We start from the raw sequence: 26,736 nt of genomic DNA on the forward strand, positions 1-26,736 counted from the left end.
AACTGGCGCATTTGCCCAGACTCGACTAAATCCGCTTGGCTGAATGCATACAAAGTGAATGAATTCAGCTTCAACAAACGAGGGTATCAGGTTTTGTTGATACGGCGCACTTCATTCAGAGCCTGACTTAGATAGTCTAAAAAGGTTTTGAACAGCAGCGTTTGACCGCGTTTAGACTCATATAAGGCATGGATTGAGTGAGGTTCGTTAGTCCACTCGGGTAAAACGTGTACCAGCTCACCGGAATCAATCAGATCTAAGCAGATAAACCGCGGCAGACAGGTAATTCCGACGCCGTTAATGGCCGCATAAACTACCGCGCGCATATTGTTGGTTATCAGGCGTGGAGTGACGTTAAGGGTCACTTTTTCTTTATGCAGATTAATCAAACGCCATTGGCGGCTATTGTCATCGCTTTTTTTGATTATTGTTGCATGCTGCGTGAGCTCTGAAACATCGCTGGGCATGCCAAAACGCGCGATATAATCTGGGCTACACACCAAGATTTGGTGCTCAATGCACAGGGTTTTTACGTGCAGGCTAGAGTCGCGCAGCGGGAGCGGCTCTGGGCGAATCGCAATATCGATACCTTCGGTGGTTAAATCAACGTCTCGGTTCATCGCTAACAGCTCAATTTCCACATCGGGATATTTTTGGATGAAGCGGCACACCACCGGAGCCATAAACTCTTCCGTCATCATCACCGGCGCGGCAATTTTTAGTTTACCGCTTGGATAAGCCAACGCATTACTCACCAAATCTTCGGCCAGTTGAGCCTGCTGCACCGCCAAACGGCACTGCTCGGCAAACTTAAGCCCTAAATCTGTGACGTTAAAGCTGCGGGTGGAGCGTTGCAGTAGGCGCACGCCAAGGCTGTCTTCCAACGACGCGATGCGGCGGCTTAGCAAAGATTTCGATACACCGAGCGCTTTAGCCGCTGCGGTATAGCCCTGATGATCGACGGCATGAACGAAATAGAGCATATCGTTGAGATCGCATTTCATTTTATTGTCTCGTTTTTGCAACAATGTTTCCAGAAATTAGATATTTCGCTCTGTAATTGCAACCATTAATCTAACAGCAGCTAATTTTTGTTTAAAAAAATTATGTTTTAAAAACAGAATATCTTTAGGGATCAGAATGAAACTGCTGCATATCGACTCAAGCCCGTTTATCACCCAATCGACCTCGCGCGTGCTGAGCGCCGCGATCGTTGCACAGCTACAGGAAAATCATCGTATTCAATCCGTCATCTACCGAGATGTTGGATTAACGCCGCCGCCACATTTAACCGAAGCCGTATTCAACGCGATGCGTAATGGCATCGTGGGATGCAGCGACGAGGTTATTCTGGCGGTTGATGCTGCCAATCAGGCTATTACAGAGCTCAAAACGTGCGATGCGCTGGTGATTGGCGCGCCCATGTTTAATCACTCCATCGTGACTAATCTCAAAGCTTGGATCGATCAGGTCTGTCAGGCGGGGAAAACCTTTGCTTTTACCTCACAAGGAGCACAAGGGCTGATTGCGGATAAGCCGGTATTTATTGCCTCAACGCGAGGCGGTATCTACGCCGACGATGCTCACCGAGCGATGGATTTTCAGGAGCCTTATTTAGTTTCGGCGCTATCTTTGATGGGGTTAAAAAACGTCAAAATTATTCGCGCCGAGGGCGTCGATAAAACGCATCCAGGTCGCTCGGAGGCGCAACGTATGGCATTGGAAGAGATAAAAAATACCGTTTGTATCGATTAAGGCTGAATTCAAAAGGGAGAGAATAATGACAACACAACAATACGACCATCTCATTGTGACCGATCTAGTGAATTGGATTGAAAGCCATATCGACGACAAATTGCTGATTGATGATGTTTCACGCCAGTCGGGTTATTCCAAATGGCATATTCAGCGCAAATTTAAAGCCGTCACTGGCAAAACCATTGCTAGCTATATTCGCAACCGCAAGCTTACGCGCGCGGCGCTGGCGTTGCGTAAAACCGATCGTCGGGTGTTGGATATTGCGTTGTCCTGTGGGTTTGATAATCAGCAGACATTTACCCGTATGTTCCGCAAACGATTTGGTATTGCGCCAGGGTCATATCGCGCAAGCGCTGATGCCTCTGCTCAGAATTTCACCTACCCAATCTAGATAAATTAAACGCAAAGAAAACAATTATTCGAACCACGATGATTTTTGCAGGCGAGCTCAGCTATTCAGAACAGCGTTCTCTCTCCCTGACTTAATTCCGCTATTATCGCGGTTATTGTTGTGACTTAGATGATGACTGCGCGAGCTAAAGGGAGAGTCAGCATGGATCCACTGAAAGAGAAGAGTATTGTTTTAAAGTCTGTACCTCAGCCACAGGTATTTCCAGATGCTCAACAGGTAGAGCTGCTGGATGAAACCCTTCAGCTTCGCCTAGATCGTGTGTTGGCGCGTATGAAGGCATCAGGGCATGACTATCTGGTGATTTATGCCGACAAAGAGCACGGGGCTAATTTTGAATATCTGACGGGGTTTATCCCTCGATTTGAAGAAGCGTTATTAGTTCTTGCTGCGTCAGGGGACGCTTTTTTATTGTTGGGCAATGAAAACATGAAAATGTCCCAGCATGCGCGAATTGCCAATCAGGCCATCTGTGTACCTCATTTCTCGCTGCCTAATCAGCCGATGGATAACCCAATGACGTTGGCTCAGGCGCTGAAAGATACCGGAATTCATCACGCGTCTTCCGTGGGCATTGTGGGGTGGAAAATGTTCACCAGCCCAACAGAAAATAACGAGCAGATTTTTGATCTGCCTTATTTCATGATGAACGCTATTCAGCGCGTCGTTTCTCCTCAAGCTCAGATCTGCAACGCGACGCATTTATTTATTGGCGGAGACAGCGGGGCGCGAGTCATCAATTCGGCCAACGAAATTGCCCATTATGAATATGGCGCAAATTTAGCCTCAAGCTGTATGTTACAGGCGATGAACGCCATAGAGCTGAATAAAACCGAAAAAGAGATTGGGCATTATCTCACGGCGGATGGGCAGCCAAATAACGTGGTGACTATTGCCGCGTTTGGCCAGCGGTTTAAAAATGCGCGTTTATATCCGGGTGAGAATCGTATTACGTTGTCAGATCGTGCCTCGTTGACGACCAGCTACAAAGGCGGTTTATCCAGCCGTGGCGGCTACGTTGCCTATGAGCAAAATGATTTGCCGCATGACCAGCAGAATTATGTCAACGCCGTAGCAAAACCTTATTACCGCGCCGTTGTTGCATGGCTTGAATACATGGCAATTGGCGTGAAAGGGGATGATGTTTATCAACGCATCGAGACGGTGTTACCTAAAGCGCAATACGGCTGGCATCTTAACCCGGGCCATCTGGTTGCCGATGAAGAGTGGATGAGTTCGCCAATCTATTCGGGTTCACAGGCTAAAATACACAGCGGAATGCTGCTGCAAATCGATATTATTCCCTCGGTTGCGGGCTACGCCGGTGCCAGCGCCGAAGAGTGTGTGGCTATTGCTAATGCTGAACTTCGCGAGCAGATTGCGGGTGAATATCCTCAGGTTTGGCAGCGTATTCAACAGCGCAGAGCCTATATTATTGAGCATCTCAACATTGCATTAGGCGAGGATATTCTGCCGTTATCCAATTTGGTGGGCTATTTACGGCCTTACTTGCTGAATAAAGACATGAGTCTTTGCTGCGAGTGATGAGAACGCGTAAGGGCTGAATGATTCAGCCCTTACAAATTAATTACTTCACCTTCACCGCGGTACCACTCACGCTAACCATTAACATACTGCCGTCTTTTCCTACGGTTTCGTAATCAATATCAATGCCGACGACCGCATTGGCGCCAAGTGATTTGGCTTGATCGTTCATTTCAGCAAAGGCTATTTCCCGTGCTTTGCGCAGCTCTTTTTCATAAGCGCCAGAACGGCCACCGACAATATCGCGAATGCCAGCGAAGAAATCTTTGAAAATATTGGCACCAAGGATCGCCTCTCCGGTGACAACGCCGCAGTAGTCAACGATAGTAAGGCCTTCTAGGGATGGAGTTGTGCTATTACGCATGAAATATACCCTTCATACTTGAAGTTGCCGCTGCGTTGGCTGCGCTCTTTCACCCAAATCACTTACTTGAGTAAGCTCATTGGGATTCATTCGCTTGCCGCCTTGATGCAACTCCAATTATTTTGGGTATAGTCCCTTTAAAATTAAATGAAATTGCATACTGGAGTTTAAGACATGCCAAAACGGATTGGGTTCGCAGCGATGGTGATATTGTTGGCAATCGGCTTAGCTGGGTGCCAAAGCTCGCCGTCGCAGCACCAACTGGTCAATCGAGGCACCTATCTGGTTGAAGATCGCCATCAGGCTCAGGGGGTCGATCAGCGCATCCGATTTTTAGTGTTGCACTACACGGCGGAAGACTTCCATTCATCGTTAAAAACCCTAACCGATGAACACGTGAGCGCGCATTATCTGGTGCCCGCGCATCCGCCTGCGGAGAACGGCAAATACGTGGTGTGGCAGTTAGTACCGGAATCGCAGCGGGCATGGCATGCGGGAGCCAGTTCTTGGCGCGGACGGACGAGCCTGAATGACACATCGATTGGTATCGAAATCGTGAACAAAGGCTACCAGCAAGGCATGCTAGGCAAGATTTGGGCACCTTATACGCCACAGCAAATTGAGCTGGTGGCTGCGCTTAGTAAAGACATTGTGCAGCGTTACGCGATTGCGCCACAAAATGTGGTGGGGCATATGGATATTGCTCCGCAACGCAAGCTCGATCCGGGACCGTTATTTCCATGGCAGCAGCTGGCTGAACAGGGGGTTGGCGCGTGGCCGGATCAAAACAGGGTAGATTATTATTTGGCGGGCAGAGCGAAAACGGCACCGGTGGATGTGTTAACGCTGCAGAAGAAGCTGGCCGCTTACGGCTATGATATAGCGCCCAGCGGCAATAATGATTCAGCCTCGCGCAACGCGATCGCCGCGTTTCAAATGCACTTCAGACCCGCAAACTATCAGGGCGAGCCGGATGCTGAAACAGAGGCGATTATTGATGCGCTCATCGAGAAATATGGCAGCGTGGATCAATGACGATCGCGGTTTTGCAGACGCCCGTGATCTTTAAGCCAATGCGCTGTGCGAATAATGCCTTCATCAATCGAGACAATCGGATGATAGCCTAATTCAAGCTGCGCACGCGTGGTATCGAGCGTCATATCGAAGTTGAGTTTTGCGACGCCATAGTGTGTGAGCGCAGGTTCTTTAGGGCTATTGGCGCCAATTTTTTCCATTCCGCGTGCCATCATATCCAACATAGGATAAGGAATTGAGCGGATTTTGCATTTCACACCTAGCTCGTCGATTAAATGCTGCAACAAGGTGTGCAGATGACGTGGCTGATGGTTTGAAATATTAAAGGTTCTGCCCGACGGTGTGCTTTCGATCTGCGTGGCCAACCACATGGCATGCACCGCATTTTCTTCATAGGTCATATCCACTAACGCATCGCCGCCGCGCGGCAGCAGCAAGGTGCCATGCTTACGCATTGCGTTAAGCAAGCGCGGTAGTAATACTTTGTCGTGTGGGCCAAACAGCCCTTGTGGACGCAGAATGGTGAAATGTGTTTGTGGATTAGATAACGCCAGATTCTGAATAACGTCTTCACCGGCCGCTTTGCTGCGTGCGTAGTAATTGGCGTAGCGGTTTGGCACAAAATCTTCTTTGATATCGCGGTGATGGCGGTAATCAAAATAGACTGCGGGCGAGGAGATGTGGATAAAGTTGCGTACCCCGTAGGCGGCAGCCCATTCGCCAAGGCGGCGGGTTGAGCGTACGTTGGCCTTCTCAAAGAGTTCTTCCGAGCCCCACGGTGAGGTAAAACCATCGCAATGCCACAGCGTATCCACGTCGTTCAGCATGGCCTTGGCCTGTGATGATACGAGATTGGTGAGATCGGCATGAATAAATTCCGCGCCCATTTTTTTCAATAGGTCGCCCATGGCCTGATTTTGCCCAGTAGCGCGAACGCTAATCCCTTTCTGACGTAAAAACTCAACCGCATTACGTCCGAGACCGCTGGTTGCACCGGTCACCAATACTTTCATAACTTATCCGAATCCGCAGTGTGCCTAGGTTAATAGGCGTTTTATGGCTGATTTCAGCCAGCTAGTTCATTGCCCTTACTCAAATGGAAAGGGCGCTCTCATCGCTAATTTGACCGCTCCTAGCAACAAGGGTGCCATTCTTCCGTGAATTTACTTTACATGCAATCAGATTACGGAGAGAGAACGTAACAATTGTTTAGTTGCTCACAGGGTGCGCATTTTATGATAGATGCGTACCGTAACCTCAGCATGGATTTATTATGCCAAGCCATACTGAGGCGAGGTTAACTATCGTTGCTTATTTTCACGATCGTAGGCTTCGGCAAGCTTGGTTATTTTTTTGCTCATGCCACGGAAAATAAACAGATGAGCGGGCATCATGGCAAACCAATACAACAGGCCGCTGAATCCTGCGGGATGCCACCAGGCACGCACATCCAGAACGCGTTTGTCACCTTTGTCTTCAATGGTGAAGGTTAGACGACCAAGGCCGGGGGCTTTCATACCAAACATCATGGCTAACTGGCGCAGGGGTTTTACCGTAATCACCTTCCAGCCGTCGACCAAATCGCCCAGCGCAAGAGAATCGCTATCAGGTCGGCCATAGACCACTTTATTGCCGATCATATCGTCCATTCTGGCGCGGATAGCCCAGAGAATATTGGCATAAAAATAGCCCTCTTTGCCGCCGATTTGCTGAACCACGTGCCATAAGGCCTCAGGCGAGGCACTGGTTTCTTGTTCATATCCGGCGTGTTTTGGATAGAAACCATAGCCCGGCCGCCAGCGCTCACGGGCTTCAGGATCGTAACCCCAGTCAGCGGAGTTGACGACTTCGGCCTCTTTATCCAACGTGTCTTGCACCGCCTGATCGAATTTGATCAGCGTTTGGGGAATGAGTCGCTCAATGGCGGTGCTGTGCGCCGGAAGATCGTGCTTCAAACCTTCGATCAACGCACGGGAAATGGTGGTTGGAACCGACGTGATCATACTGAGAAAATAGACGGAGACCCAACGGGTTGGGATCGGCAATGGGATCATCCAACGCTTTTTGCCGCTCAAGGCAATGAACCGCTCAAACATCGTTTGATAGCTGATGTATTCGGGGCCTGCGACGTCAAACACGCGGTTGCCGATGGCGGGATGGTTCAGTAACTCGGTGAGGTAGGTCAACAGATTCTCAAGCGCTATCGGCGATGTTTTCGAACGCACCCAGCGTGGCGGCGTGAGGATCGGCAGGTTATAAACCATATCACGCATCACTTCAAAAGCGGCGGAGCCTGGCCCGATGATGATGCTTGCCCGTAGTTCCGTCACAGGAATTCCGCTGGCGCGAAGTGCGTCACCGGTTTCTTTGCGTGCCACTAAATGGCGTGATGAGTCTCCGGTGGGCTGAAGCGCGCCGAGAAAAATAATTTGTTTCACGCCTGAATCGCGCAGTGCTTCGCAGGTGTTTTTGGCTGCGTTAATTTCACCGGTCACGAAATCATGACTATCACCCATGCCGTGAACCAGATAATAAACGACATCAATATCAGCCACGGCGGCGGGCAGGGTTTCTGGTTTATGAAGATCGACGTACTGGCATTCAACGCGCGGCCAAGCCTGTTCACGTAGCCAGTCAATTCGGCGTGCGGCGGCTCTGACTGAATGGCCTTCTTCAACTAATTTGGGGATCAGGTGTTGCCCGATATAGCCGCTGGCACCCAGCACTAAAATCCTTTGTGGGGTCATAGTTAAACCTAAGCAGATGAGAATGTATATCCGTCATACTTCAAGCCGCATTTTTGTTGGCTGCGTTCGCGAACCCGATAAATCTGCTTGGAGCAGATTTAAGCGTAGTTTACTACGACCCTTTAGGGGCGAGGCCCATGGATGGGCCGAGTAATCACTTACTTGAGTAAGCTCATCGGGACTCACTCACTTGCCGCCTCAATGCAACTCGAATTATTTTGGATATATTTTATTATTTTAGGATGCTGCCCGCATCGCTGGGATAAGCGTGCGGGCTATGACTTATGTTAGCCGTAAATAGCTTTGCTGGCTGTGGTGCTGCTCTGAGTATTGATAGATTGTTTAAACTCTTTCCATAAGGAAACCAGTTTTTCGAGATCTGAACGTGAGACGTCGAGATGGGTCACAATACGCGTGACAGGACCTGCGCTCATCAGCACGCCGCGCTCTTTCATCCATCCGCCTAATTGAGCGGCTTCATGCGCGGGGACTTTGAGGAACAGCATATTGGTTTGTGCCCCCGGAGCCATAACTTCGACGCCAATGGCGCTTAGCGCATTAGCCAGCCACTGTGCGTTATCATGATCTTCTCGTAGACGTTCAACGTTGTTGAGCAGCGCATAGCGTGCCGCTTCGGCCAAAATACCGGCCTGACGCATGCCGCCACCGACCATTTTGCGCCAGCGACGTGCCTGCTTAATGTATTCAGCGCTGCCGCACAACAGCGAACCAATTGGCGCGCCTAATCCTTTGGAAAGGCAAATAGTCAGCGTGTCGCAGTACTGTGTCAGCGTCGACAACGGTACGTTAAGCGCCACCGTGGCATTCATAATACGCGCGCCGTCAACGTGCAGAGCAAGGCCTTTTTCACGTGTGAATATCCATGCCTGCTGCAGATAGTTGAGCGGTAAGACTTTGCCGTTATGGGTATTTTCGATGCACAGCAGCTTGGTGCGCGCAAAATGAACATCATCGGGTTTGATAACGCTGGCGACGACGTCGAGCGGCAAAGTGCCATCGGCTGCGGCATCAATCGGCTGCGGTTGGATACTGCCGAGAACCGCAGCGCCGCCGGCCTCAAACAGATAGTTATGCGCCTTTTGCCCAACGATATACTCTTCGCCACGTTGGCAATGTGTCAGCAGCGCCACCAAATTTGCTTGTGTACCCGTTGGCAAAAACAGTGCGGCTTCTTTACCTGTAAGCTCAGCGGCTTCTTGTTCAAGCAGGTTAACGCTGGGATCGTCACCATAAACATCATCGCCGACTTCGGCACGAGACATGGCTAAACGCATGGCGTCACTTGGACGAGTAACGGTATCACTACGAAGGTCGATCACGTACTGCTCCTTAATCCCTCGGTTTGGCGCTGGCTGACGCTTGGCTTCAACGTGGGGGGTAGATTATTAAGTGATTGGAATAGGATTTTTATAAACCTTATTCTTTGTAGCATGCGCGTTTGTAGACTCAAAATTGAAAATGATAGATAGCGAACGATCTGCGGCGATGACCGCAAATTAGATGAAAAAAACGGCGCAGGATTTCTGCGCCGCGTTAGTGAGCTCGAAAGATAAGAACGCGCGGGGTTAGCGTAGCCAGTTGGTTTTGGCTAACTCCACCACTTCGTCTCCACGACCGTTAATAATGGCGCGTAGCATATAAAGGCTGAAGCCTTTTGCCTGCTCAAATTTAATCTGTGGCGGCATAGCGAGCTCTTGCTTGGCGGTAACCACGTCGACGACGACCGGTCCATCGTGGGCGAAAGCTTCAGCCAGTGCGCTGTTTACCTCAGAGGCTTTTTCTACGCGAATGCCCTTGATCCCTGCGGCATTCGCAATGGCGGCAAAATCAGGATTATGCAGGTCGGTACCATCAGTAAGATAGCCACCGGCCTTCATTTCCATTGCTACAAATCCCAGCACGCTATTATTGAAAATCACGATTTTGACCGGCAATTTTTGCTGCGCTAGCGTGAGGAAATCGCCCATTAACATGGTAAATCCACCGTCACCGCATAGGGCGATAACCTGACGGTCAGGATAGCTTCCCTGTGCGCCTAGGGCCTGTGGCATCGCGTTAGCCATGGAACCATGATTAAACGAGCCCAGTAAACGGCGTTTGCCGTTCATTTTGAGATAACGCGCGGCCCATACGGTTGGTGTGCCAACGTCGCAGGTAAATATTGCGTCTTCGTTAGCCAGTTCGCTGATTTGCTGCGCCAAATATTGTGGATGGATCGGCTGGTCGTCGTTGGACGTCGCCAGTGCATCCAGATCTTTACGTGCTTTGTGGTAGTGCTCTAACGCTTGATCCAAGAACTGGCGATCGCTGCGGGTTTCAAGTTTAGGCAGCAGCGCTTGGAGCGTTGATTTCACATCGCCGAGCAACGGTAAATTGACGGCGCAGTGTGAACCGATGCTGGCCGCATTGGTATCAACCTGAACGATGGTTGCCTTAGTCGGGTAAAACGCACGGTAGGGGAATTGGGTGCCGAGCAAAATCAGGGTGTCGGCGTTCATCATGGCATGGTAGCCGGAGGAGAAGCCGATAAGTCCAGTCATCCCAACATCATAAGGGTTATCCCACTCAACGTGTTCTTTGCCGCGCAGCGCGTGAACAATCGGCGCTTTTATCTTTTCGGCAAACTGAATCAGCTCGTCGTGGGCGCCTTCACAACCGCTGCCGCACAGTAGAGTGATTTTTTTGCCGCTTTCCAAAATGTTTTTAAAGGCTTCCAGCTCGCTTTCCGGTGGCAAAACGCGAGGCAGCAAAGGCGTGTGCCAAACGAGGTTGGCATCCTCAGGGGCGGGACGCAGTGCAACATCGCCCGGCAGCACAATGACCGAAACGCCTTTCTTGAGAATGGCCTGACGCATCGCCACTTCAAGCGCTTGAGGTAGCTGTTCTGGATTGGAAATTAATTCACAGTAATGGCTGCATTCACGAAACAGTTCTTGTGGATGTGTTTCTTGAAAATAGCCGCTGCCGATTTCGCTGGAAGGAATATGTGCCGCGATGGCGAGTACCGGAACGTGGTTGCGGTGACAGTCAAACAGGCCATTGATCAGATGAAGGTTACCCGGCCCACAGGACCCCGCGCAGACGGCGAGCTGTCCGGTGAGCTGTGCTTCGGCACCTGCGGCAAAGGCTGCGACTTCTTCATGGCGCGTGCCAATCCACCGTATGGTTCCCATTCTTAATAGGCTGTCGCTGAGGCCGTTTAGGGAGTCGCCAGTGACGCCCCAAATACGTTTTACGCCAGCCTGATCGAGTGTTTTAGCGACTAGGGTTGCAACAGTTTGCTTCATGAACACCTCCCTTGAATGAATTCAGGTAGCTCGCTCATTGATACTTTCAGTGAGCGAGTGAAAGTCATGGCGCTGTCGGCAATGCCGAGTGCATTGTCTGCCATCGAGAAGACCACTATACATTTTGTATTATAAATATTGTAGAAATGTTATAGCAATGAGGCATTACTGAAAGATATTGGTATGGCGGAGGCGGGGGAAATAAGCGGGTCATCAGTTGATTATGGAAACAGGACGACCCTACTTGTTAGACAATGGCTTTAAGCAATAACCACATCGCTGTTTAGCTGGCAAGAGCAGGCGAGTACATACCCTTGCGCGATTTCGTCCGGCGTCAGCGTCATGGTACTGCTGGTGGTGTAGTCACCGCTAAGAATGCGGGTTTTACAGCAACCACAAACCCCTGCACGGCAGGCCGCCTGAATAGGAAGCTTGTTCTGTTCCATCGCGAAAAGCAGTGTTGCGCCAACCGGTGCGTGATAGGTGTGCAACGGGGTGTTGGTGGTGAGCCTGAGCGTTGCGCCATCGGCGTCGTTATCGGCAACCACTTGGAACTGTTCTTGATAGAAGTTTTGTGCTGGAACGCCCAGATCGAGTGCGAGCTGTTTTACCGCTTTCATGTAAGGCGCCGGGCCGCAGGTCATCACGGTGCGATTGGCAATATCAGGGCAAATCTGTTCCAGCGTTTCACGCGTAATTCTGCCGGTCAAAAACTCGGCGCTAGCGTCGCTTTCAGCCATCAGCGTTAGCTTCAGCTGTGAATAACGCGCATCAAGATCGCGCCACTCATTGGCAAAAATCACGTCGCGTGGGGTTCGCACATTGAAAATCACCTGCACGTGAGCTTCTGGGCGATTCGCCAATAGCCAGCGGGTCATAGACATGATTGGCGTCACACCACAGCCAGCGGCAAGCATCAGGTAGCGATCGGCAGGTGCATTGGCGCAGGTGAATTCGCCTTGCGCATCGGAGAGCCACAGCTGTTGCCCCGGATGAACTTCCTGCGTGAGCCAGCGCGAACCCTCGCCGTCGGGTAAGCAACGCACGCTGATCGTAATGAATTTACTTTGCCCCGGAGACGAAGACAGCGTGTAAGCGCGCAGCGTTTCTTCGCTATCACGAATGCTCACCAGCGCATATTGCCCCGGATGATAAGGGTAGAAATCGTGGCAAATAAGCGAAATTGTCCAGACGTCCGGCGTTTCCTGATGAATGGAATGCACCTGCATCTGATTAGGGCAGAGGGGAGTTGGCATTGTCATCATGTTTTCTCAATTCGAAAGCCGCAGACCCGAAGGGCTGCGGCTTTAAGGTGACATCAAGTGCGATTACGCGCCCAGAATTTCGGTCATATCCGCTTCAACCGTAGAGATGGAACGCATGCCGAATTTTTCATTCAGAATGGCCAGCAGGTTGTCGGTCAAGAAGCCCGGAGCCGTTGGGCCGGTGTAGATATTCTTCACACCCAGAGACAGTAAGGTCAGTAGGATCACGATGGCTTTCTGCTCAAACCAAGACAGAACTAAGCTCAGCGGCAAATCGTTCACACCGCAGCCTAGTGTTTCAGCCAGTTTCACCGCCAGCATGATTGCGCCGTAGGCATCGTTACACTGACCGACATCCAGCAAGCGTGGCAAGCCTTCCAGAGTACCGAAGTCCAGCTTGTTGAAACGATATTTACCGCAGGCTAAGGTCAAGATCAGGCAGTCTTGAGGCACGGCGCGGGCGAAATCGGTGAAATAGCTACGTTCAGCGCGGCTACCGTCACAGCCGCCCACTAAGAATACGTGGCGCAGTTTTTTCTGTGACACTAAATCGATCACGGTATCTGCCGCGTTCAGCAAGGTCTGGCGACCAAAACCGACGGTGATCATGTGTTCGATTTCGTTGTATGGGAAGCCTTCACACACCTGCGCCTGAGCGATGATCTGGCTGAAGTCGTCACCTTCTAAATGACGCGCGCCTGGCCAGCCGACGATGCTACGCGTCCAAATACGGTCGGTATAGTTACCGACGTTTGGATCAATAATGCAGTTGGAGGTCATCAGAATTGGGCCTGGGAACTTGGCGAATTCAGTTTGCTGGTTCTGCCAGCCGCTGCCGTAGTTACCGACCAAGTGTTTGAATTTTTTCAGTTCAGGGTAGCCATGCGCGGGTAACATTTCACCGTGGGTATAGATGTTTACGCCGGTGCCTTCGGTTTGTTCCAGCAGCATGCGCAGATCTTTCAGGTCGTGGCCTGAAATCAGAATGGCTTTGCCTGCAACAGGGCGAACGTTAACGGAGGTTGGCGTTGGGTGACCGTAAGCGTCGGTTTCGCCTTTGTCCAGAATCGCCATCACGTTGAAGTTCATTTTGCCGATGCCCATGGCATTATTCAGCAGGGTATCAACGTCGCGCGGCTGAGTACCTAGCCATGCCATATAAGCGTGGAATTCAGCATAAATATCGTCGCTGTATTGGCCGAGAACGTGGGCATGTTCCATATAGGCCGCTGCGCCTTTCAAGCCATACAGGTTTAGCATGCGCAGGCCGTGAACGTCGTCGCCGATTTCTGCTTTATCGTTATTGAGCGCGAATTCTTCAGCCTGTTTGCGCAGCGTGGCAAGGTCTGTACCCGCCAGCTGTATATCAGCTAATGGATGATCAACCTGTGCGTTAGCGTCAACCGCGCGGCAGGCAACCATCAGCGCATCGCGCATTTCCAACGCTTCACGGGCATAACCGACGATACGTTCTGAATCGAAGTTAACGTTAGTTAGCGTTGAGAAGAAGGCGCGAGGCACGAAGTTATCAATATTGTGGTCGATAATGCCCAGCTCACGTGCTTTCAGTGCCCATGCAGACAGGCCTTGTAAGGCTGCAACCAGCAGATCTTGTAGATCAGACGTTTCAGCAGTTTTGCCACACATACCTTGGGCGAAAGAACAGCCATTACCCGCAGGCGTTCGGATGGTTTGTTCACATTGGACACAGTACATTCTGGGCTTCCTTTTAAAGTTGCATTTATTATGCTTGTTTTAAGAGTAGTCCGGTCCAGTGAGGTAAAAAAGGAATTTTTAAGGCAACTTTAGCTTTGTTTGATATAGCGCAAGTTAAGTTGTAAGTGAGAATTATTCAGCGGGGAAATGCTAAAACTTTATAGGTATGTCATGAGGTTATTCACCCCATGGCATACTTTTTTGAGACGGAAATTATGAGGAGAAAACGGCCATCAGAACCGGTGCGATCAGGCTTAAGGCAAAGCCATGAACGATAGCGGCGGGCACTAATTCTAAGCCACCGCTGCGTTGTAGAACAGGCAACGTGAAGTCCATGGAGGTAGCACCGCACAGGCCTAACGCGGATGAGCGGCTGCGCTGTACCAGCGTTGGGATCATCATAATGGCAAATAATTCACGCGCCAGATCGTTGAAGAAGGCCGCGCTGCCGATTACCGGGCCAAACGCATCGGTCATCATGATCCCCGAAAGGGAATACCAGCCGTAGGCAGACGCAATGGCTAAGCCTGTTTTTATCGGCAGTCCCAGCAACAGGGCAGCGACGGCGCCGCCTACCAGTGCGCTCACACACACCAGCACGGCGATAATCATACCGCGGCGGTTGAGGATGATTTGTTTGAGTGACATTCCGCTATTACGCAGCTGCAACCCGACCAGCAACAGCAGGAAAATCAGTGCATATTCACTGCCGTGAGAGGCGTAGCTGAGCCATGGCCACTGCGTTAGGCCGAGCGCAAAACCACCGACCACCACGCCGCACAGCTTGAGCGACTCTAGCGCCATGTGAAGACGTGAAGGAAGTTCTTCCTGTTTATGAGGTACAACCCAAGGGCGCTTTTTTTCAAGTAGCAGTAATGCAATAAGATTGGCAACGATGATGCAAATAAAGAATACCGAAGCATACTGAAAAATAAGCCACAGGTTTTCACTGAGATTATCGAGAAACGCGAGGCTGATGCCCATGAAAAACAGAATGACGTAAACCATCCAGCTAAGCAGACGGTTGATTAATACCACTAAGCTCTTTTGGCGTAGAGGGATTAGGTAGCCGAGCAGAAGCGGCACCAAGATAATGAGCAGTCCCGAGTACATGGAAAACCTAAATTGCGGAGAATAATGGCGATACGCTACCCAAAAGGGTTTGGTGAGTAAAGCTTGGCAGAGGAATTGATAAAACAAGCTGAATGGTTTGGCGTTTTACTCTTCACGATATGAATAGGCAGAAGAAAATCGGGCACCACATCTCAGTGAGTGCTTGACCAGACAGCGTTTTTTTTTCATTCTCAGATGAATGCATCCGTAAGGGAGAGTATCAATGTATCTAGAACGGATCGAAATTGTCGGTTTCAGAGGGATAAACCGCCTCTCTTTGACGCTGGATGAGAATACGGTTCTGATCGGTGAAAATGCGTGGGGGAAATCCAGTCTTTTGGATGCGCTAACGCTGTGTCTTTCACCTAACGCCGATCTGTATCACTTCGAATCGCAAGATTTCTATTTCCCTCCCGGCGATGAAAGCGCAAAAGAGCGTTACCTGCAAATTGTCTTCGTGTTCTGTGAATCAGATGTTGGGCACCACAACGCGCCCCGTTATCGACCACTTTCCTCCCTATGGCAGGAGGGTAACGATCGGTTTCAACGTATCTATTTTCGTCAGGAAGGCGAGCTGTGTGATGATGGAACGGTGTGTACGTGGCGTTCTTTTCTCGATCAAAATGGCGAACCGCTAAAACTGCATCACGTCGATAAGCTGGCGCGTGAGATTGTTCGGTTGCATCCGGTACTGCGCCTGCGCGATGCGCGCTTTATTCGCCGATTGCGCCCTAACCCGTTGGCAGAACGCCAGATCCCCGATCAGGCTGAAATTACCCAGCAGCTAGACGATCTGACGCGTGAAATGGTGCGTAACCCGCAAAAGCTGAGCAATAGCGAACTGCGTCAGGGCCTGAATGCCATGCAGCTGCTGTTGGAACACTATTTTGCCGAGCAGGGGCAACAGCCACAGAACTCGCGTCGTCGCAGACGTCATAGTGATGAAGTACACGGACGTCAGGCGTGGCGTTCGCTCGAAAATATGAATCAAATGGTGGCTGAATCCGGCAGTCGAAACATGCGGTTGATTTTGCTGGGGCTATTTTCAACGCTATTGCAGGCTAAAGGCGCGATCACGCTCGATCCCCATGCGCGTCCTCTGCTGCTGGTGGAAGATCCTGAAACTCGCCTGCATCCGATCATGTTGTCGGTGGCGTGGGGGCTACTCAATCAGCTACCGCTGCAAAAAATCACCACCACCAACTCTGGCGAATTACTTTCATTGGTACCGGTTGATCGCGTATGCCGTTTGGTGCGTCAGTCAAATCGTGTCGCAACCTATCGTATTGGCCCGCAGGGGATGTCACCTGAAGATAGCCGACGGATTGCCTTCCATATTCGATTTAATCGGGCGTCGACGCTGTTTGCCCGTTGCTGGCTGTTGGTTGAGGGGGAGACGGAGGTTTGGTTGCTCAATGAGCTCGCGCGGCAGTGCGGCTATCATTTCGAAACCGAAGGGATCAAAGTCATTGAGTTTGCGCAGTGCGGTATTCGCCCGCTGGTGAAATTTGCGCGCCATATGGGATTAGAGTGGCACGTGCTGGTTGACGGCGACGATGCGGGACGTAAATATGCCGCGGCGGTACGTGCGCTGACCGAGCATGCCAAAGAGAATGAACGCGATCGTCTTACAGCACTACCCGCGCCGGATATGGAGCATTACATGTACCGTGAGGGGTTTGCGTCGGTGTATCACGATATCGCAGGCCTACCGAGCAACGTACCACTTTCAGCGCGTAAGGTGATTACCAAAGCGATACATCGCTCATCTAAACCTGATTTAGCCATTTCTGTGGCAGCACAGGCTGAAATTTGGGGTAGAGATTCCGTGCCCGCGCTAATCAAAGGGATGTTTTCACGTGTGATTTGGTTAGCAAGAGGAAAAGCGGAGTGAAATTAGAGCCGCCATCCATATTAAGAATGGCGGCTTCTGTGTGAGGTTAACGACTCAGCGCTGCGTGAGCGGCTAATTCAAGGTCGTCCAGCAACTGGTAGCGGCGGCGATATTCGGCGCGTTTTTTGCTGGCGATCTCTTCCAACGATTTTCTGGCAATCGTTAATGGTAGGCGGAAATAACCTTCCTGCGTTGTTTCTGCGCCGATTGAGAGCCAGAAGCTGTCGTAGTCAGACATCATCCTGCTGCTTTTCTTTTTGTTGTAGCGCCAGTTTTTATAGATATGGGTGTCATTGCCGACGGCTAATATCTGTTCGCACCCCACACTCTTGGCAAATAAGCAAAGTGCCTGCATCAAAAGGCGCTTAGGGAATAAGCCATGGCATTCTTTGGTTGCGGTCTGAATAAGCTCATGAGGGACAGATCGTTTTGGTCCCTGTAATCCACCGACGAATAACGTTTTTTTATCCAAATAGGTTAGCAGGGTAAATGTGCATTCAGACAGCATGGTGCCTTCATCGTTATAAAATAATAACGATAGCTCGCCTTCTTTATTCAGACTATCTATAGGGCTTATCCCTATGCGGAATAACTGGCCATTTTTCCCAATTATTTCACACAGATAATACGGCTTGGCATTATATATTTTGCGCAAAACGCTGTGCGGCAGCGCGTCATCCATCATCTGGTAATGTTCGCCAATGGCTTTGACGGTGTCTTGGCGCTTGAAGTGAACATTCAGATAGGGGTGATGAAGTTTACACGGCAGGCGAGGCTGAGCTAAAAGCACGTCCTGGCAGGTTGGAATTGCAGCAATGTTTTCCAGCAACTTTATGGTTGTCAGCGGGGCTAACAGCGTTCTGAGCGCAAATTTCGCGCGGTAATTTTTCGCATGCCAAAGACGCCCCGGCTTTAAGTCTCCTTTCACCAGAGAGTTAAAAAGCTGGAAACCCGTCATGGATGGATCTGCTGTGCGTTCGACGCTGATTTGAGACATACGATATACCTGATAGAACGTTGCTGTTTTTAATTTCTACCAAATAGTTAAACAGGCCAAACCTCAACAGCAATTAAATCAGCGTGCTAGCTGAACGTATTTTAAATAATTATCTTATTTCCGTTGATGATTTATTTACTGAGTGGCCAATGTGAACGAATAAATAACAATTCATGTTAATTATTAGAAAGTTAATTAATTGTGAGGGAGAGGGCGGCGTCTTGGCCTTGAAAAAAAGGGAAATGCCACTATCTAACAAAGAGGCAGATAACGTATTGCCATGATGAGACGCGTTTATGATGAACAATGCCAGCGCGGGGCTGGCATGGATCTGATGTCGTTACTTCGAGCGCAGAGAAGATGTTAGGCCGTCATCTCTACTTCGATGGGAACGATGGTGTTGGCGTGGTTACCCTTAGGGCCTTCTTGCACATTAAATTGGACTTGTTGCCCGGCTTTCAGTGTGCGGTAACCCTCCATCTGAATTGAGGAATAGTGTGCAAAAATGTCTTCGCCACCGTTCACAGGACAGATAAAGCCAAAACCTTTTGCATTATTGAACCATTTAACGGTACCCGTCTCCATGCTTATACAACCCTCGCCATGCTGTGATAAGAGATTTGTACGATTGACCTAGAGTCATCGGCAAAACTCACTATGTATGTTATGAGATAAGATTGATGCCCTTCATTCTTCATACCGTTGGTTTCGGTTAACACGAACCAACGATTGATGCTGTTAGGGCAGATACAGGACGTGTTCTTAAGATGTTCGATTAACGCACCACATGGTGGTACTGAACAGCTTAGGAACTCCCCCTACGGGTGCCGAAAAGATCTGTTAATCAAGCGATTAATATCTTCAGTTTGAAACAGGAACTTATCGGTCGAAACGGCATCGATTTGTATGAATCGTCACCAGCTTACAAATTTACACTCTAGTGTATGCCGCTAGTTCGTCAAGCAATGGCTATTTTTAACACAGTGTATTGTGATGAAAGTTTGAAGCAGATAACGCTATTTATACGAACCGGGTAAAATTTAATCACTTAATGCAACGCAAATAACACAACTGTGAAGATTTGTGTCACAGTTAAGTCACTAGCAAGAAAGACATGTGGTTATGCGATCGTGGTCTGTATCGCATAATGGTTAACAGAGAATGGGCAGGACATGGCAAACCAAAACGACTGGCTGAATTTCGAACAATTAGCCGACAGCAAACAAATCGATGAGGTAAAACCGCCGTCAATGTATAAAGTTATACTTAACAATGACGACTACACACCGATGGAATTTGTGATTGACGTCCTGCAAAAGTTTTTTTCATATGATATTGAACGTGCAACGCAGTTGATGCTTACTGTGCATTATAAAGGAAAAGCGATTTGCGGTGTTTTCACCGCTGAGGTGGCGGAAACTAAAGTCGCTCACGTCAATCGGTATGCGCGGGAGAACGAGCATCCACTGTTGTGTACGTTAGAAAAGGCCGGTTAACGGCCGCTTAAATGGGGGAGGTGCCTATGCTCAATCAAGAACTGGAACTCAGTCTCAACATGGCGTTCGCCAGAGCGCGCGAGCATCGCCATGAGTTTATGACCGTGGAGCACCTGCTGCTGGCACTGCTTAGTAACCCTGCTGCGCGTGAAGCGCTTGAGGCTTGCTCTGTTGATCTAGCCGCTTTGCGTCAAGAACTCGAAACCTTTATTGAACAAACCACACCCACGTTACCTAACGGTGAAGCGGAACGTGATACTCAGCCTACGCTGAGTTTCCAACGCGTTCTGCAGCGTGCTGTTTTCCATGTTCAGTCCTCAGGCCGCAATGAAGTCAGCGGTGCCAACGTACTGGTCGCGATTTTCAGCGAGCAGGAGTCGCAGGCCGCGTATTTGTTGCGTAAGCACGACGTGAGCCGCTTGGACATCGTGAACTTTATCTCGCATGGCACACGCAAAGACGAAACTGGACAGGCACCGAATGCCGAAAATCCAGCACCGGAAGAGCCTGCTAGCGGTGAAGATCGCATGGAGAACTTCACCACGAACTTAAACCAGCTTGCACGCGTCGGTGGTATCGATCCGTTGATTGGTCGCGATAAAGAGCTGGAGCGTGCGATTCAGGTTCTGTGCCGTCGTCGTAAAAACAACCCGCTATTGGTTGGGGAATCCGGCGTCGGTAAAACCGCGATTGCGGAAGGACTAGCTTGGCGAATCGTGCAGGGCGACGTGCCAGAGGTGATGGCGGATTGCACCCTGTATTCACTGGATATTGGTTCATTGCTGGCAGGTACAAAATACCGCGGCGACTTTGAGAAGCGCTTCAAAGCGTTGCTCAAGCAGCTTGAGCAAGATACCGATAGCATTCTGTTTATCGATGAAATTCATACCATCATCGGTGCGGGGGCGGCGTCTGGTGGGCAGGTTGATGCGGCTAACCTGATCAAACCGCTGCTGTCTAGCGGCAAGATCCGCGTGATCGGATCGACGACCTATCAAGAGTTCAGCAATATCTTTGAAAAAGATCGTGCCTTAGCGCGTCGTTTCCAGAAGATCGATATTACTGAGCCAACCCCAGATGAAACGGTTCAGATCCTTAATGGTCTGAAACCAAAATATGAAGCTCACCACGACGTGCGCTATACCGCGAAAGCGATTCGCGCGGCGGTTGAGCTGTCGGTTAAATACATCAATGACCGTCATTTGCCAGATAAAGCCATTGACGTTATTGATGAAGCGGGTGCTCGTAGCCGTTTAATGCCGGTGAGCAAGCGTAAGAAAACCGTCAACGTCGCTGATATTGAATCTGTGGTTGCTCGCATTGCGCGTATTCCAGAGAAAACCGTATCAGCCAGCGATCGCGATGTGCTGAAAAGCTTGGGCGATCGCCTGAAAATGTTGGTGTTTGGACAGGATAAAGCCATCAGTGCGCTGACCGAAGCGATCAAAATGAGTCGTGCAGGTCTAGGACAAGATCATAAACCGGTCGGTTCGTTCTTGTTTGCAGGCCCAACGGGCGTAGGTAAAACCGAAGTCACCGTTCAATTGGCGAAAGCCTTGGATATTGAACTGCTGCGTTTTGATATGTCCGAATATATGGAACGTCATACCGTTAGCCGTTTGATTGGTGCGCCTCCGGGATACGTCGGTTTTGATCAAGGTGGTTTGCTGACGGATGCGGTTATTAAACATCCTCACGCGGTTCTGCTGCTGGATGAAATCGAAAAAGCGCACCCTGACGTCTTCAACCTGTTGCTGCAGGTGATGGACAACGGCACCTTAACCGACAATAACGGCCGTAAAGCCGATTTCCGTAACGTGATTTTGGTGATGACGACCAACGCCGGCGTGCGTGAAACTCAGCGTAAATCAATTGGTTTTGCGCAGCAGGACAACAGCACCGATGCGATGGAAGAGATCAAGAAGGTGTTCACGCCAGAGTTCCGTAACCGTCTGGATAACATCATTTGGTTTAACCATCTGTCGACTGACATTATTCAGCAGGTAGTGGATAAGTTCATCGTCGAACTGCAGGCTCAGCTAGATGCTAAAGGCGTTTCGTTGGAAGTGAGCGAAGCAGCGCGTTTGTGGCTGGCAGAGAAAGGCTACGATCACGCGATGGGCGCTCGTCCGATGGTGCGTGTGGTGCAGGAAAATCTGAAAAAACCGTTGGCGAACGAATTGCTGTTTGGTTCGTTGGTGGATGGCGGCTCGGTCACCGTTGATTTGAGCGAAGATAAGCAGCAGTTAACGTATGAATTTTGCAGCGCACAGAAGCGTAAAGCTGAAGACGCCCTGCATTAACCGAAGCTGAAAAAGTAAAAGAGCGCCAAAAGGCGCTCTTTTTTATGGCTGAAACTTAAGTTTTTCAGCTAACTCACAGTGATATTTATGTGTCTCGTCAGACGTCATATCACCGCGAGTATAATTTATGCCGCAGATGCGTGAACGCAGGTGCGCAGGGTGAGCCTATCAGCGGCTACGGAAGACAATGCGGCCTTTGCTCAGGTCGTACGGGGTCAGCTCTACAGTGACTTTGTCGCCCGTCAGAATGCGGATGTAGTTTTTACGCATTTTACCGGAGATGTGAGCGGTAACGACGTGTCCGTTTTCTAATTCAACGCGGAACATCGTGTTTGGTAACGTATCAAGTACGGTACCTTGCATTTCAATATTGTCTTCTTTGGCCATCGAATCCTCTAGGTATGAGTACCATATTTTTTAATCGGCAAGATAATGCCGAAAAACCCCGATTATGTAAAGGAGTGTCGGTTGTTCTTCATCCATTACGGGCAATTTTGATGGGGTTTTATCGCAAACTCGCGTGAAATAATAGTTTGGGGTTTCCAGCAGGCGGGATTAATTACCTTATTCTGGTCAATCCGTAAGTGGTGTAAATAATCACTGCGCGGGATATTACGCGCACCTAACGACTCAGTGTGCGCGTTAAGCACCTGACAGTCAATTAATGTTCCCCCAAACGACACAAAATGCTCACAAAACGCAATCAGTGCCGTTTTGGAGGCGTTTGTTGCGCGGCTGAACATCGACTCGCCGCAAAAGAGAGAACCTTGTAACACGCCATACAGGCCGCCTACGAGCCGATTTTCCTGCCAGACCTCGACGGAGTGCGCATAGCCCTGCTCGTGCAGCTTTAAATAAGCTTGCTGCACGTCTTCACCAATCCATGTGCCTTCTTCGCGTTGATCGGCGCATTCACGAATGACATCGGCAAACGCCTGATTAATCGTGACTTCAAAATCGTGCTTACGTAAAAATTTCGCCATGCTGCGGCTAATGTGCAACTCATGCGGGAATAAAACCGCACGTGGATCGGGCGACCACCAGAGAATGATGTCCCCTGGGGTGAACCAAGGGAATATCCCCGCGCCGTAGGCGGCAAGTAAACGGGCAGGGCGCAAATCCCCGCCAATAGCCAGTAGCCCATTCGGTTCACGCAGTGCGAGATCCGTTGGGGGAAACAACGTTGATTGCCGATCCAGTTGCATGATGCGCATCAAAATATTCCAATCTGAATGAAAAACATCATTGGCCTTGTTTACTACCGTTCTTAATAACTATAGCCGTTGGCACAGTTGATAATATCGGCCTTTTGCGTCAAGAAGTTTAGCGTGATGACCTTGTTCGACGATCTGGCCATTTTCCATCACACAGACACGATCCATTTTATCCAAGCCTTGTAGGCGATGCGTAATTAGGATCAGCGTCTTGTGTTGGCAATGCTGCATGATGAGCTCAAGGATCTGTTTCTCGGTGTCAGCGTCCAAGCCTTCAGTGGGCTCATCCAGCAGCAACAGCGGTGAGCGATGCAGCAACGCGCGAGCAATGCCTAAGCGACGTTGCTCACCGCCAGAGAGTGGTCGGCCGCCGTCGCCGAGCCATGCATTCAGTCCTGTGTCTTCTAACAGTTTGCCCAGACCTACCTGTTCCAATACGGTTTTTAGTTCAAGATCGGTAGCGTGGTCATTGGCGATTTTTAAATTATCACGCAGGGTTGAACTGAAAACATGTACGCGCTGGCTGACGACACCAGTGGCTTGTCGCAGCGTTGCTTCATCAAAGGTAGGCAGCGGTATGTCATTCAGGCGAATCTCGCCCTGAGAGCAGTCCCATGCGCGTGTTATCAACTGTAACAGGGTCGATTTGCCACAGCCGGTACGTCCGAGCAGGGCAATTTTCTCTCCAGGTCGCACCGAAAGGGAAATATCGTTAAGTACTGAAACCGGCTGGTTTGGATAGCTGAAGCTAACGTGGTTAATGTTAACGGCAATCTGTTCGCTCAGTGCGGGGCCTGATAGAGGGAATGTCACCTCGGGTTTTTGGTCGATCATTTGCGCTACACGCGTCGCTGATGCCGTGACCTGCCCCAAATGCTGGAAGGCGCCTGCAACCGGTGCTAAGGCTTCAAACGCGGCCAGTGAGGAGAAAACAAACAGCGCTATCAGCGCCCCCGGCTGAGCATCGTGCCCAACGCCACTGGCGGCGAGCCAGAGCATTAAGGTGAACGTTAGCCCCGACGCCAAAATCATTAAAGCCTGCGCGGCGCCGGTTAAGGACGCCTGTTTCTGTTGCTGCTGTTGCCATTCGCGTTCTTTGGCATCCAGCGCCTGACGGAAACGATCGGCGGCGCCATAGATGGCGAGTTCTGCTTGCCCTGCGACCCACGTAATTAATAAAGTGCGGTAGTCGGCACGGAGTTCAGTTAGCGCAATCCCTACGGGCTTTCCTGCTTGATAAAAACCCAGCGGCAGGCAAAACAGCAACATCAGCATGATGCCGCCTAGCGTGATTGCTAGCGTGGGATCGAACCAAGACAAACCAGCCGTAACGACCACGATCACCACGATGGCGCTAATCAGCGGAGATATGACGCGCAGATAGAGATGATCGAGAGTGTCTACGTCGGCAACCAAACGGTTGAGTAACTCCGCCTGACGAAAACGCGCAATGGCTCCCGGCGACAGCGGCAGTATTTTACTAAAGGTAAATACGCGCAGATGGGAAAGCACGCGAAACGTTGCATCATGGCTGACAACGCGCTCGGCGTAACGTCCTGCGGTGCGGATTATCGCCGCGCCGCGTACGCCAGCCGCTGGCAGCATATAGTTAAATGTCATCAGCCCCGCAAGCCCAGCCAGCGCCGATGCTGCAAGGAACCAGCCCGAAAGCATCAAAAGCCCAATGCTGGCGAGAAGGGTAACGATAGCCAGAACCACGCCCAGAGAGATAAGGAACCAGTGGCGGCGATAGAGTGCTAAAAACGGCAATAGTACGCGCATGGTTATAGCTCCTTACTACGGGTTGCAAGCAGATCGGCAAAAGGCCCTTTTTGCTGGCTGAGCTCGGCATAAGCGCCGCGCTGAACCAGCTTGCCATTATCCATCACCCAAATTTGGTCGTAGGTACTCACATCGTCTAACTGATGAGTCACCATCAGCGTGGTTTGCTGATGTGAAGCTTCAGACAATGCCTGCATGACAAGCTGTTCGCTGTGTGCATCCAAGCTGGCGGTGGGTTCATCTAGCAACAAAAGGCGACATGGACGAAGCAGGGCGCGCGCCACGGCAACACGCTGAGCTTGGCCTACCGAGAGGCGAGCCGCACCTTCACCGATTTCCGTATCAACGCCATCATTTAGCAGGGGTAAAAATTCGGTAACATGCGCACGCTCTAACGCGGTGGTTAGCTGTGTCTCAGTGGCATGAGGAGCGCCCAGTAGCACATTAGCGCGCAGCGTGGTTTCTGGCAGATTAGGGTTTTGCCCAATCCAGCCGAGGAGCTGACGCCAGCTCGCTGGCGCTAATTCACGCAGCTCTTTCCCGTCAACCAAGAGCGAACCGCGGTAGGGCAGGAAGCCGAGCAACACGTTAATCAACGAACTTTTGCCCGCGCCGCTGAAGCCCACCAGCGCGATTCTCTGTCCGGCATCAATGCTAAACGTGAGTGGCCCTGCCAGTACTTTTCCCTGCGGAGATAATACTTCTAACTCTGAAGCCACAATGCTAACGGGATGCGTACCTGTTAACTGTTCTTGGCCTTGGCCCTGCGTTGGGCTTTCGGCATCTTCAGCTAAAAAAGTCACCAGTGATTCAGCCGCGCCCACCGCCTGTGCTTTGGCGTGGTAAAAGGTGCCTAAATCACGCAGCGGTTGGAAGAATTCCGGCGCCAGAATAAGCACCAGAAAACCAGCAAAAAGCGTCACGCTGGTGCCATAGCTACCAAAATTGAGTTCACCGAGATAGGAAAAACCAAAATAGACCGCCACCACGGCGATGGAGATGGAAGTAAAGAACTCAAGCACCGCAGAGGAAAGAAATGCCATGCGCAAAACTTCCATGGTGCGGCTGCGGAAATCTTCCGATGAACGACGGATATTGTCGGTTTCGGCAGCGGCGCGGTTAAACAGACGTAGCGTATCTAATCCACGTAAGCGGTCGAGGAAGTTGCCGCTTAAACGTCCTAATGCCAAGAAGTTTCGGCGGTTGGCATCGGCGGCGCCCATACCAACCAGCGCCATAAACAGCGGGATCAGCGGCGCGGTGACCAGCAGGATCATGCCTGCGGCCCAGTTGATCGGGAATACGGTGATTAGAATCAACAGCGGGATCATGGTTGCCAGATACATCTGTGGCAAATAGCGAGAGTAAAACTCCTGCATGTCTTCAATTTGTTCAAGAATTAACGTTGCCCAATGTCCGGCTGGTTTTCCTTGTATCCATGCAGGGCCCAGTTCGTCGAGTCGATTGAGCACCAAGTTTCTAATTTGTACTCGTACCACTTGGCCACACTTAAAACCGACGCGCTCACGCAGCCAGCTTAAGGCTGAACGAAGCACAATGGCGGCAATCAATAGGCCAAAAGGCAGCAGGAGGGATTGGCGTGGTACCTGCTCAATGATCAAATCGTGCAGCAGTTTTGCCAAGATCCACGACTGAGCGACGATCAGAAGTCCAGATATCAAACCGAGGATCATAGAAATTCGAAGCCAACGGCGGGCCAGCGAACTGCGCTGTTTGAGCCATTGGGTTAATTCTCGTTGCCTGTTTTTATTCATGTGTTGCGATGGTTT

At 50.5% G+C, this 26,736-nt stretch carries 22 protein-coding genes; 7 read left to right on the plus strand and 15 right to left on the minus strand.

Annotated elements, in window-relative coordinates; all coding sequences use genetic code 11:
• Positions 1-86 precede the first annotated feature (86 nt).
• Positions 87-1,004 (minus strand): LysR substrate-binding domain-containing protein, encoded by a 918-nt coding sequence (locus AB3Y96_RS07885; protein WP_072309155.1) that lies wholly within the window; start codon positions 1,002-1,004, stop codon positions 87-89.
• 136 nt (positions 1,005-1,140) lie between these two features.
• Here AB3Y96_RS07885 and AB3Y96_RS07890 point away from each other — a divergent pair, with 136 nt between their 5' ends.
• The 3 genes from AB3Y96_RS07890 to AB3Y96_RS07900 all read left to right on the plus strand — a co-directional run bounded on the left by AB3Y96_RS07890 (position 1,141) and on the right by AB3Y96_RS07900 (position 3,712).
• Positions 1,141-1,755 (plus strand): FMN-dependent NADH-azoreductase, encoded by a 615-nt coding sequence (locus tag AB3Y96_RS07890; RefSeq protein ID WP_367298897.1) that lies wholly within the window; start codon positions 1,141-1,143, stop codon positions 1,753-1,755.
• Positions 1,756-1,780: 25 nt separating this feature from the next.
• Positions 1,781-2,149 carry a helix-turn-helix domain-containing protein gene (locus tag AB3Y96_RS07895; RefSeq protein ID WP_072309157.1) on the plus strand — a complete coding sequence of 123 codons (369 nt, stop codon included), beginning with the start codon at positions 1,781-1,783 and terminating at the stop codon, positions 2,147-2,149.
• 162 nt (positions 2,150-2,311) lie between these two features.
• On the plus strand, positions 2,312-3,712 hold the full coding sequence (locus AB3Y96_RS07900) for a M24 family metallopeptidase (protein ID WP_367298898.1): 1,401 nt from the start codon (positions 2,312-2,314) through the stop codon (positions 3,710-3,712).
• 43 nt (positions 3,713-3,755) lie between these two features.
• Here AB3Y96_RS07900 and AB3Y96_RS07905 read toward each other — a convergent pair whose 3' ends face one another.
• Positions 3,756-4,076 (minus strand): heavy metal-binding domain-containing protein, encoded by a 321-nt coding sequence (locus AB3Y96_RS07905; RefSeq protein WP_025800931.1) that lies wholly within the window; start codon positions 4,074-4,076, stop codon positions 3,756-3,758.
• A 174-nt stretch (positions 4,077-4,250) separates the two neighbouring features.
• Here AB3Y96_RS07905 and AB3Y96_RS07910 point away from each other — a divergent pair, with 174 nt between their 5' ends.
• Positions 4,251-5,111, plus strand: coding sequence for an N-acetylmuramoyl-L-alanine amidase (locus AB3Y96_RS07910; RefSeq protein WP_367298899.1), 861 nt, complete (start codon positions 4,251-4,253; stop codon positions 5,109-5,111).
• Here the strand turns inward: AB3Y96_RS07910 and AB3Y96_RS07915 are convergent.
• From AB3Y96_RS07915 to AB3Y96_RS07945, 7 genes are all read right to left on the minus strand, one after another.
• A complete protein-coding gene (locus AB3Y96_RS07915) occupies positions 5,105-6,124 on the minus strand; it encodes an NAD(P)-dependent oxidoreductase (protein ID WP_025800933.1) in 1,020 nt (339 codons plus the stop codon). The genes AB3Y96_RS07910 and AB3Y96_RS07915 overlap by 7 nt on opposite strands.
• A gap of 288 nt (positions 6,125-6,412) precedes the next feature.
• Positions 6,413-7,858 (minus strand): DUF2867 domain-containing protein, encoded by a 1,446-nt coding sequence (locus tag AB3Y96_RS07920; RefSeq protein ID WP_072309160.1) that lies wholly within the window; start codon positions 7,856-7,858, stop codon positions 6,413-6,415.
• Between the two features lie 287 nt (positions 7,859-8,145).
• The gene (gene ltaE, locus AB3Y96_RS07925; protein WP_367298900.1) at positions 8,146-9,198 is read right to left on the minus strand and encodes a low-specificity L-threonine aldolase; all 1,053 of its coding nucleotides are present in this window, start codon (positions 9,196-9,198) and stop codon (positions 8,146-8,148) included.
• Positions 9,199-9,444: 246 nt separating this feature from the next.
• Positions 9,445-11,166 carry a ubiquinone-dependent pyruvate dehydrogenase gene (gene poxB / locus AB3Y96_RS07930; protein ID WP_367298901.1) on the minus strand — a complete coding sequence of 574 codons (1,722 nt, stop codon included), beginning with the start codon at positions 11,164-11,166 and terminating at the stop codon, positions 9,445-9,447.
• 260 nt (positions 11,167-11,426) lie between these two features.
• Positions 11,427-12,428, minus strand: coding sequence for an NADH oxidoreductase (gene hcr / locus AB3Y96_RS07935; RefSeq protein WP_367300294.1), 1,002 nt, complete (start codon positions 12,426-12,428; stop codon positions 11,427-11,429).
• Between the two features lie 66 nt (positions 12,429-12,494).
• The gene (gene hcp / locus AB3Y96_RS07940; protein WP_367298902.1) at positions 12,495-14,147 is read right to left on the minus strand and encodes a hydroxylamine reductase; all 1,653 of its coding nucleotides are present in this window, start codon (positions 14,145-14,147) and stop codon (positions 12,495-12,497) included.
• Positions 14,148-14,360: 213 nt separating this feature from the next.
• Positions 14,361-15,260 carry a lysine exporter LysO family protein gene (locus tag AB3Y96_RS07945; protein ID WP_072309165.1) on the minus strand — a complete coding sequence of 300 codons (900 nt, stop codon included), beginning with the start codon at positions 15,258-15,260 and terminating at the stop codon, positions 14,361-14,363.
• A gap of 223 nt (positions 15,261-15,483) precedes the next feature.
• On the opposite strand from AB3Y96_RS07945, the gene AB3Y96_RS07950 reads away from it, so the two are divergent.
• Complete coding sequence (locus AB3Y96_RS07950) at positions 15,484-17,154, plus strand: ATP-dependent endonuclease (RefSeq protein WP_072309166.1); 1,671 nt, start codon at positions 15,484-15,486, stop codon at positions 17,152-17,154.
• A gap of 46 nt (positions 17,155-17,200) precedes the next feature.
• On the opposite strand, the gene AB3Y96_RS07955 is transcribed toward AB3Y96_RS07950, so the two are convergent.
• Both AB3Y96_RS07955 and cspD read right to left on the minus strand, forming a co-directional pair.
• Complete coding sequence (locus AB3Y96_RS07955) at positions 17,201-18,151, minus strand: VirK/YbjX family protein (RefSeq protein ID WP_367298903.1); 951 nt, start codon at positions 18,149-18,151, stop codon at positions 17,201-17,203.
• 363 nt (positions 18,152-18,514) lie between these two features.
• Positions 18,515-18,736 carry a cold shock-like protein CspD gene (gene cspD / locus AB3Y96_RS07960; protein ID WP_367298904.1) on the minus strand — a complete coding sequence of 74 codons (222 nt, stop codon included), beginning with the start codon at positions 18,734-18,736 and terminating at the stop codon, positions 18,515-18,517.
• Between the two features lie 587 nt (positions 18,737-19,323).
• On the opposite strand from cspD, the gene clpS reads away from it, so the two are divergent.
• Together clpS and clpA are read left to right on the plus strand one after the other, a co-directional pair.
• Entirely contained in the window at positions 19,324-19,647 is a 324-nt protein-coding gene (gene clpS / locus AB3Y96_RS07965) for an ATP-dependent Clp protease adapter ClpS (protein WP_004095820.1), read from the plus strand.
• 26 nt (positions 19,648-19,673) lie between these two features.
• Entirely contained in the window at positions 19,674-21,950 is a 2,277-nt protein-coding gene (gene clpA / locus AB3Y96_RS07970) for an ATP-dependent Clp protease ATP-binding subunit ClpA (RefSeq protein ID WP_025800943.1), read from the plus strand.
• Positions 21,951-22,118: 168 nt separating this feature from the next.
• Here clpA and infA read toward each other — a convergent pair whose 3' ends face one another.
• The 4 genes from infA to cydD all read right to left on the minus strand — a co-directional run bounded on the left by infA (position 22,119) and on the right by cydD (position 26,721).
• A complete protein-coding gene (infA, locus tag AB3Y96_RS07975; protein ID WP_002211347.1) occupies positions 22,119-22,337 on the minus strand; it encodes a translation initiation factor IF-1 in 219 nt (72 codons plus the stop codon).
• A gap of 95 nt (positions 22,338-22,432) precedes the next feature.
• The gene (gene aat / locus AB3Y96_RS07980; RefSeq protein ID WP_172721411.1) at positions 22,433-23,164 is read right to left on the minus strand and encodes a leucyl/phenylalanyl-tRNA--protein transferase; all 732 of its coding nucleotides are present in this window, start codon (positions 23,162-23,164) and stop codon (positions 22,433-22,435) included.
• Positions 23,165-23,224: 60 nt separating this feature from the next.
• Entirely contained in the window at positions 23,225-24,946 is a 1,722-nt protein-coding gene (cydC, locus tag AB3Y96_RS07985; protein ID WP_367298905.1) for a heme ABC transporter ATP-binding protein/permease CydC, read from the minus strand.
• 2 nt (positions 24,947-24,948) lie between these two features.
• On the minus strand, positions 24,949-26,721 hold the full coding sequence (cydD, locus tag AB3Y96_RS07990) for a heme ABC transporter permease/ATP-binding protein CydD (protein ID WP_367298906.1): 1,773 nt from the start codon (positions 26,719-26,721) through the stop codon (positions 24,949-24,951).
• Positions 26,722-26,736: the final 15 nt, after the last annotated feature.

It is taken from the genome of Hafnia alvei (assembly GCF_964063325.1).
GTDB classification, from domain to species: domain Bacteria; phylum Pseudomonadota; class Gammaproteobacteria; order Enterobacterales; family Enterobacteriaceae; genus Hafnia; species Hafnia alvei_B.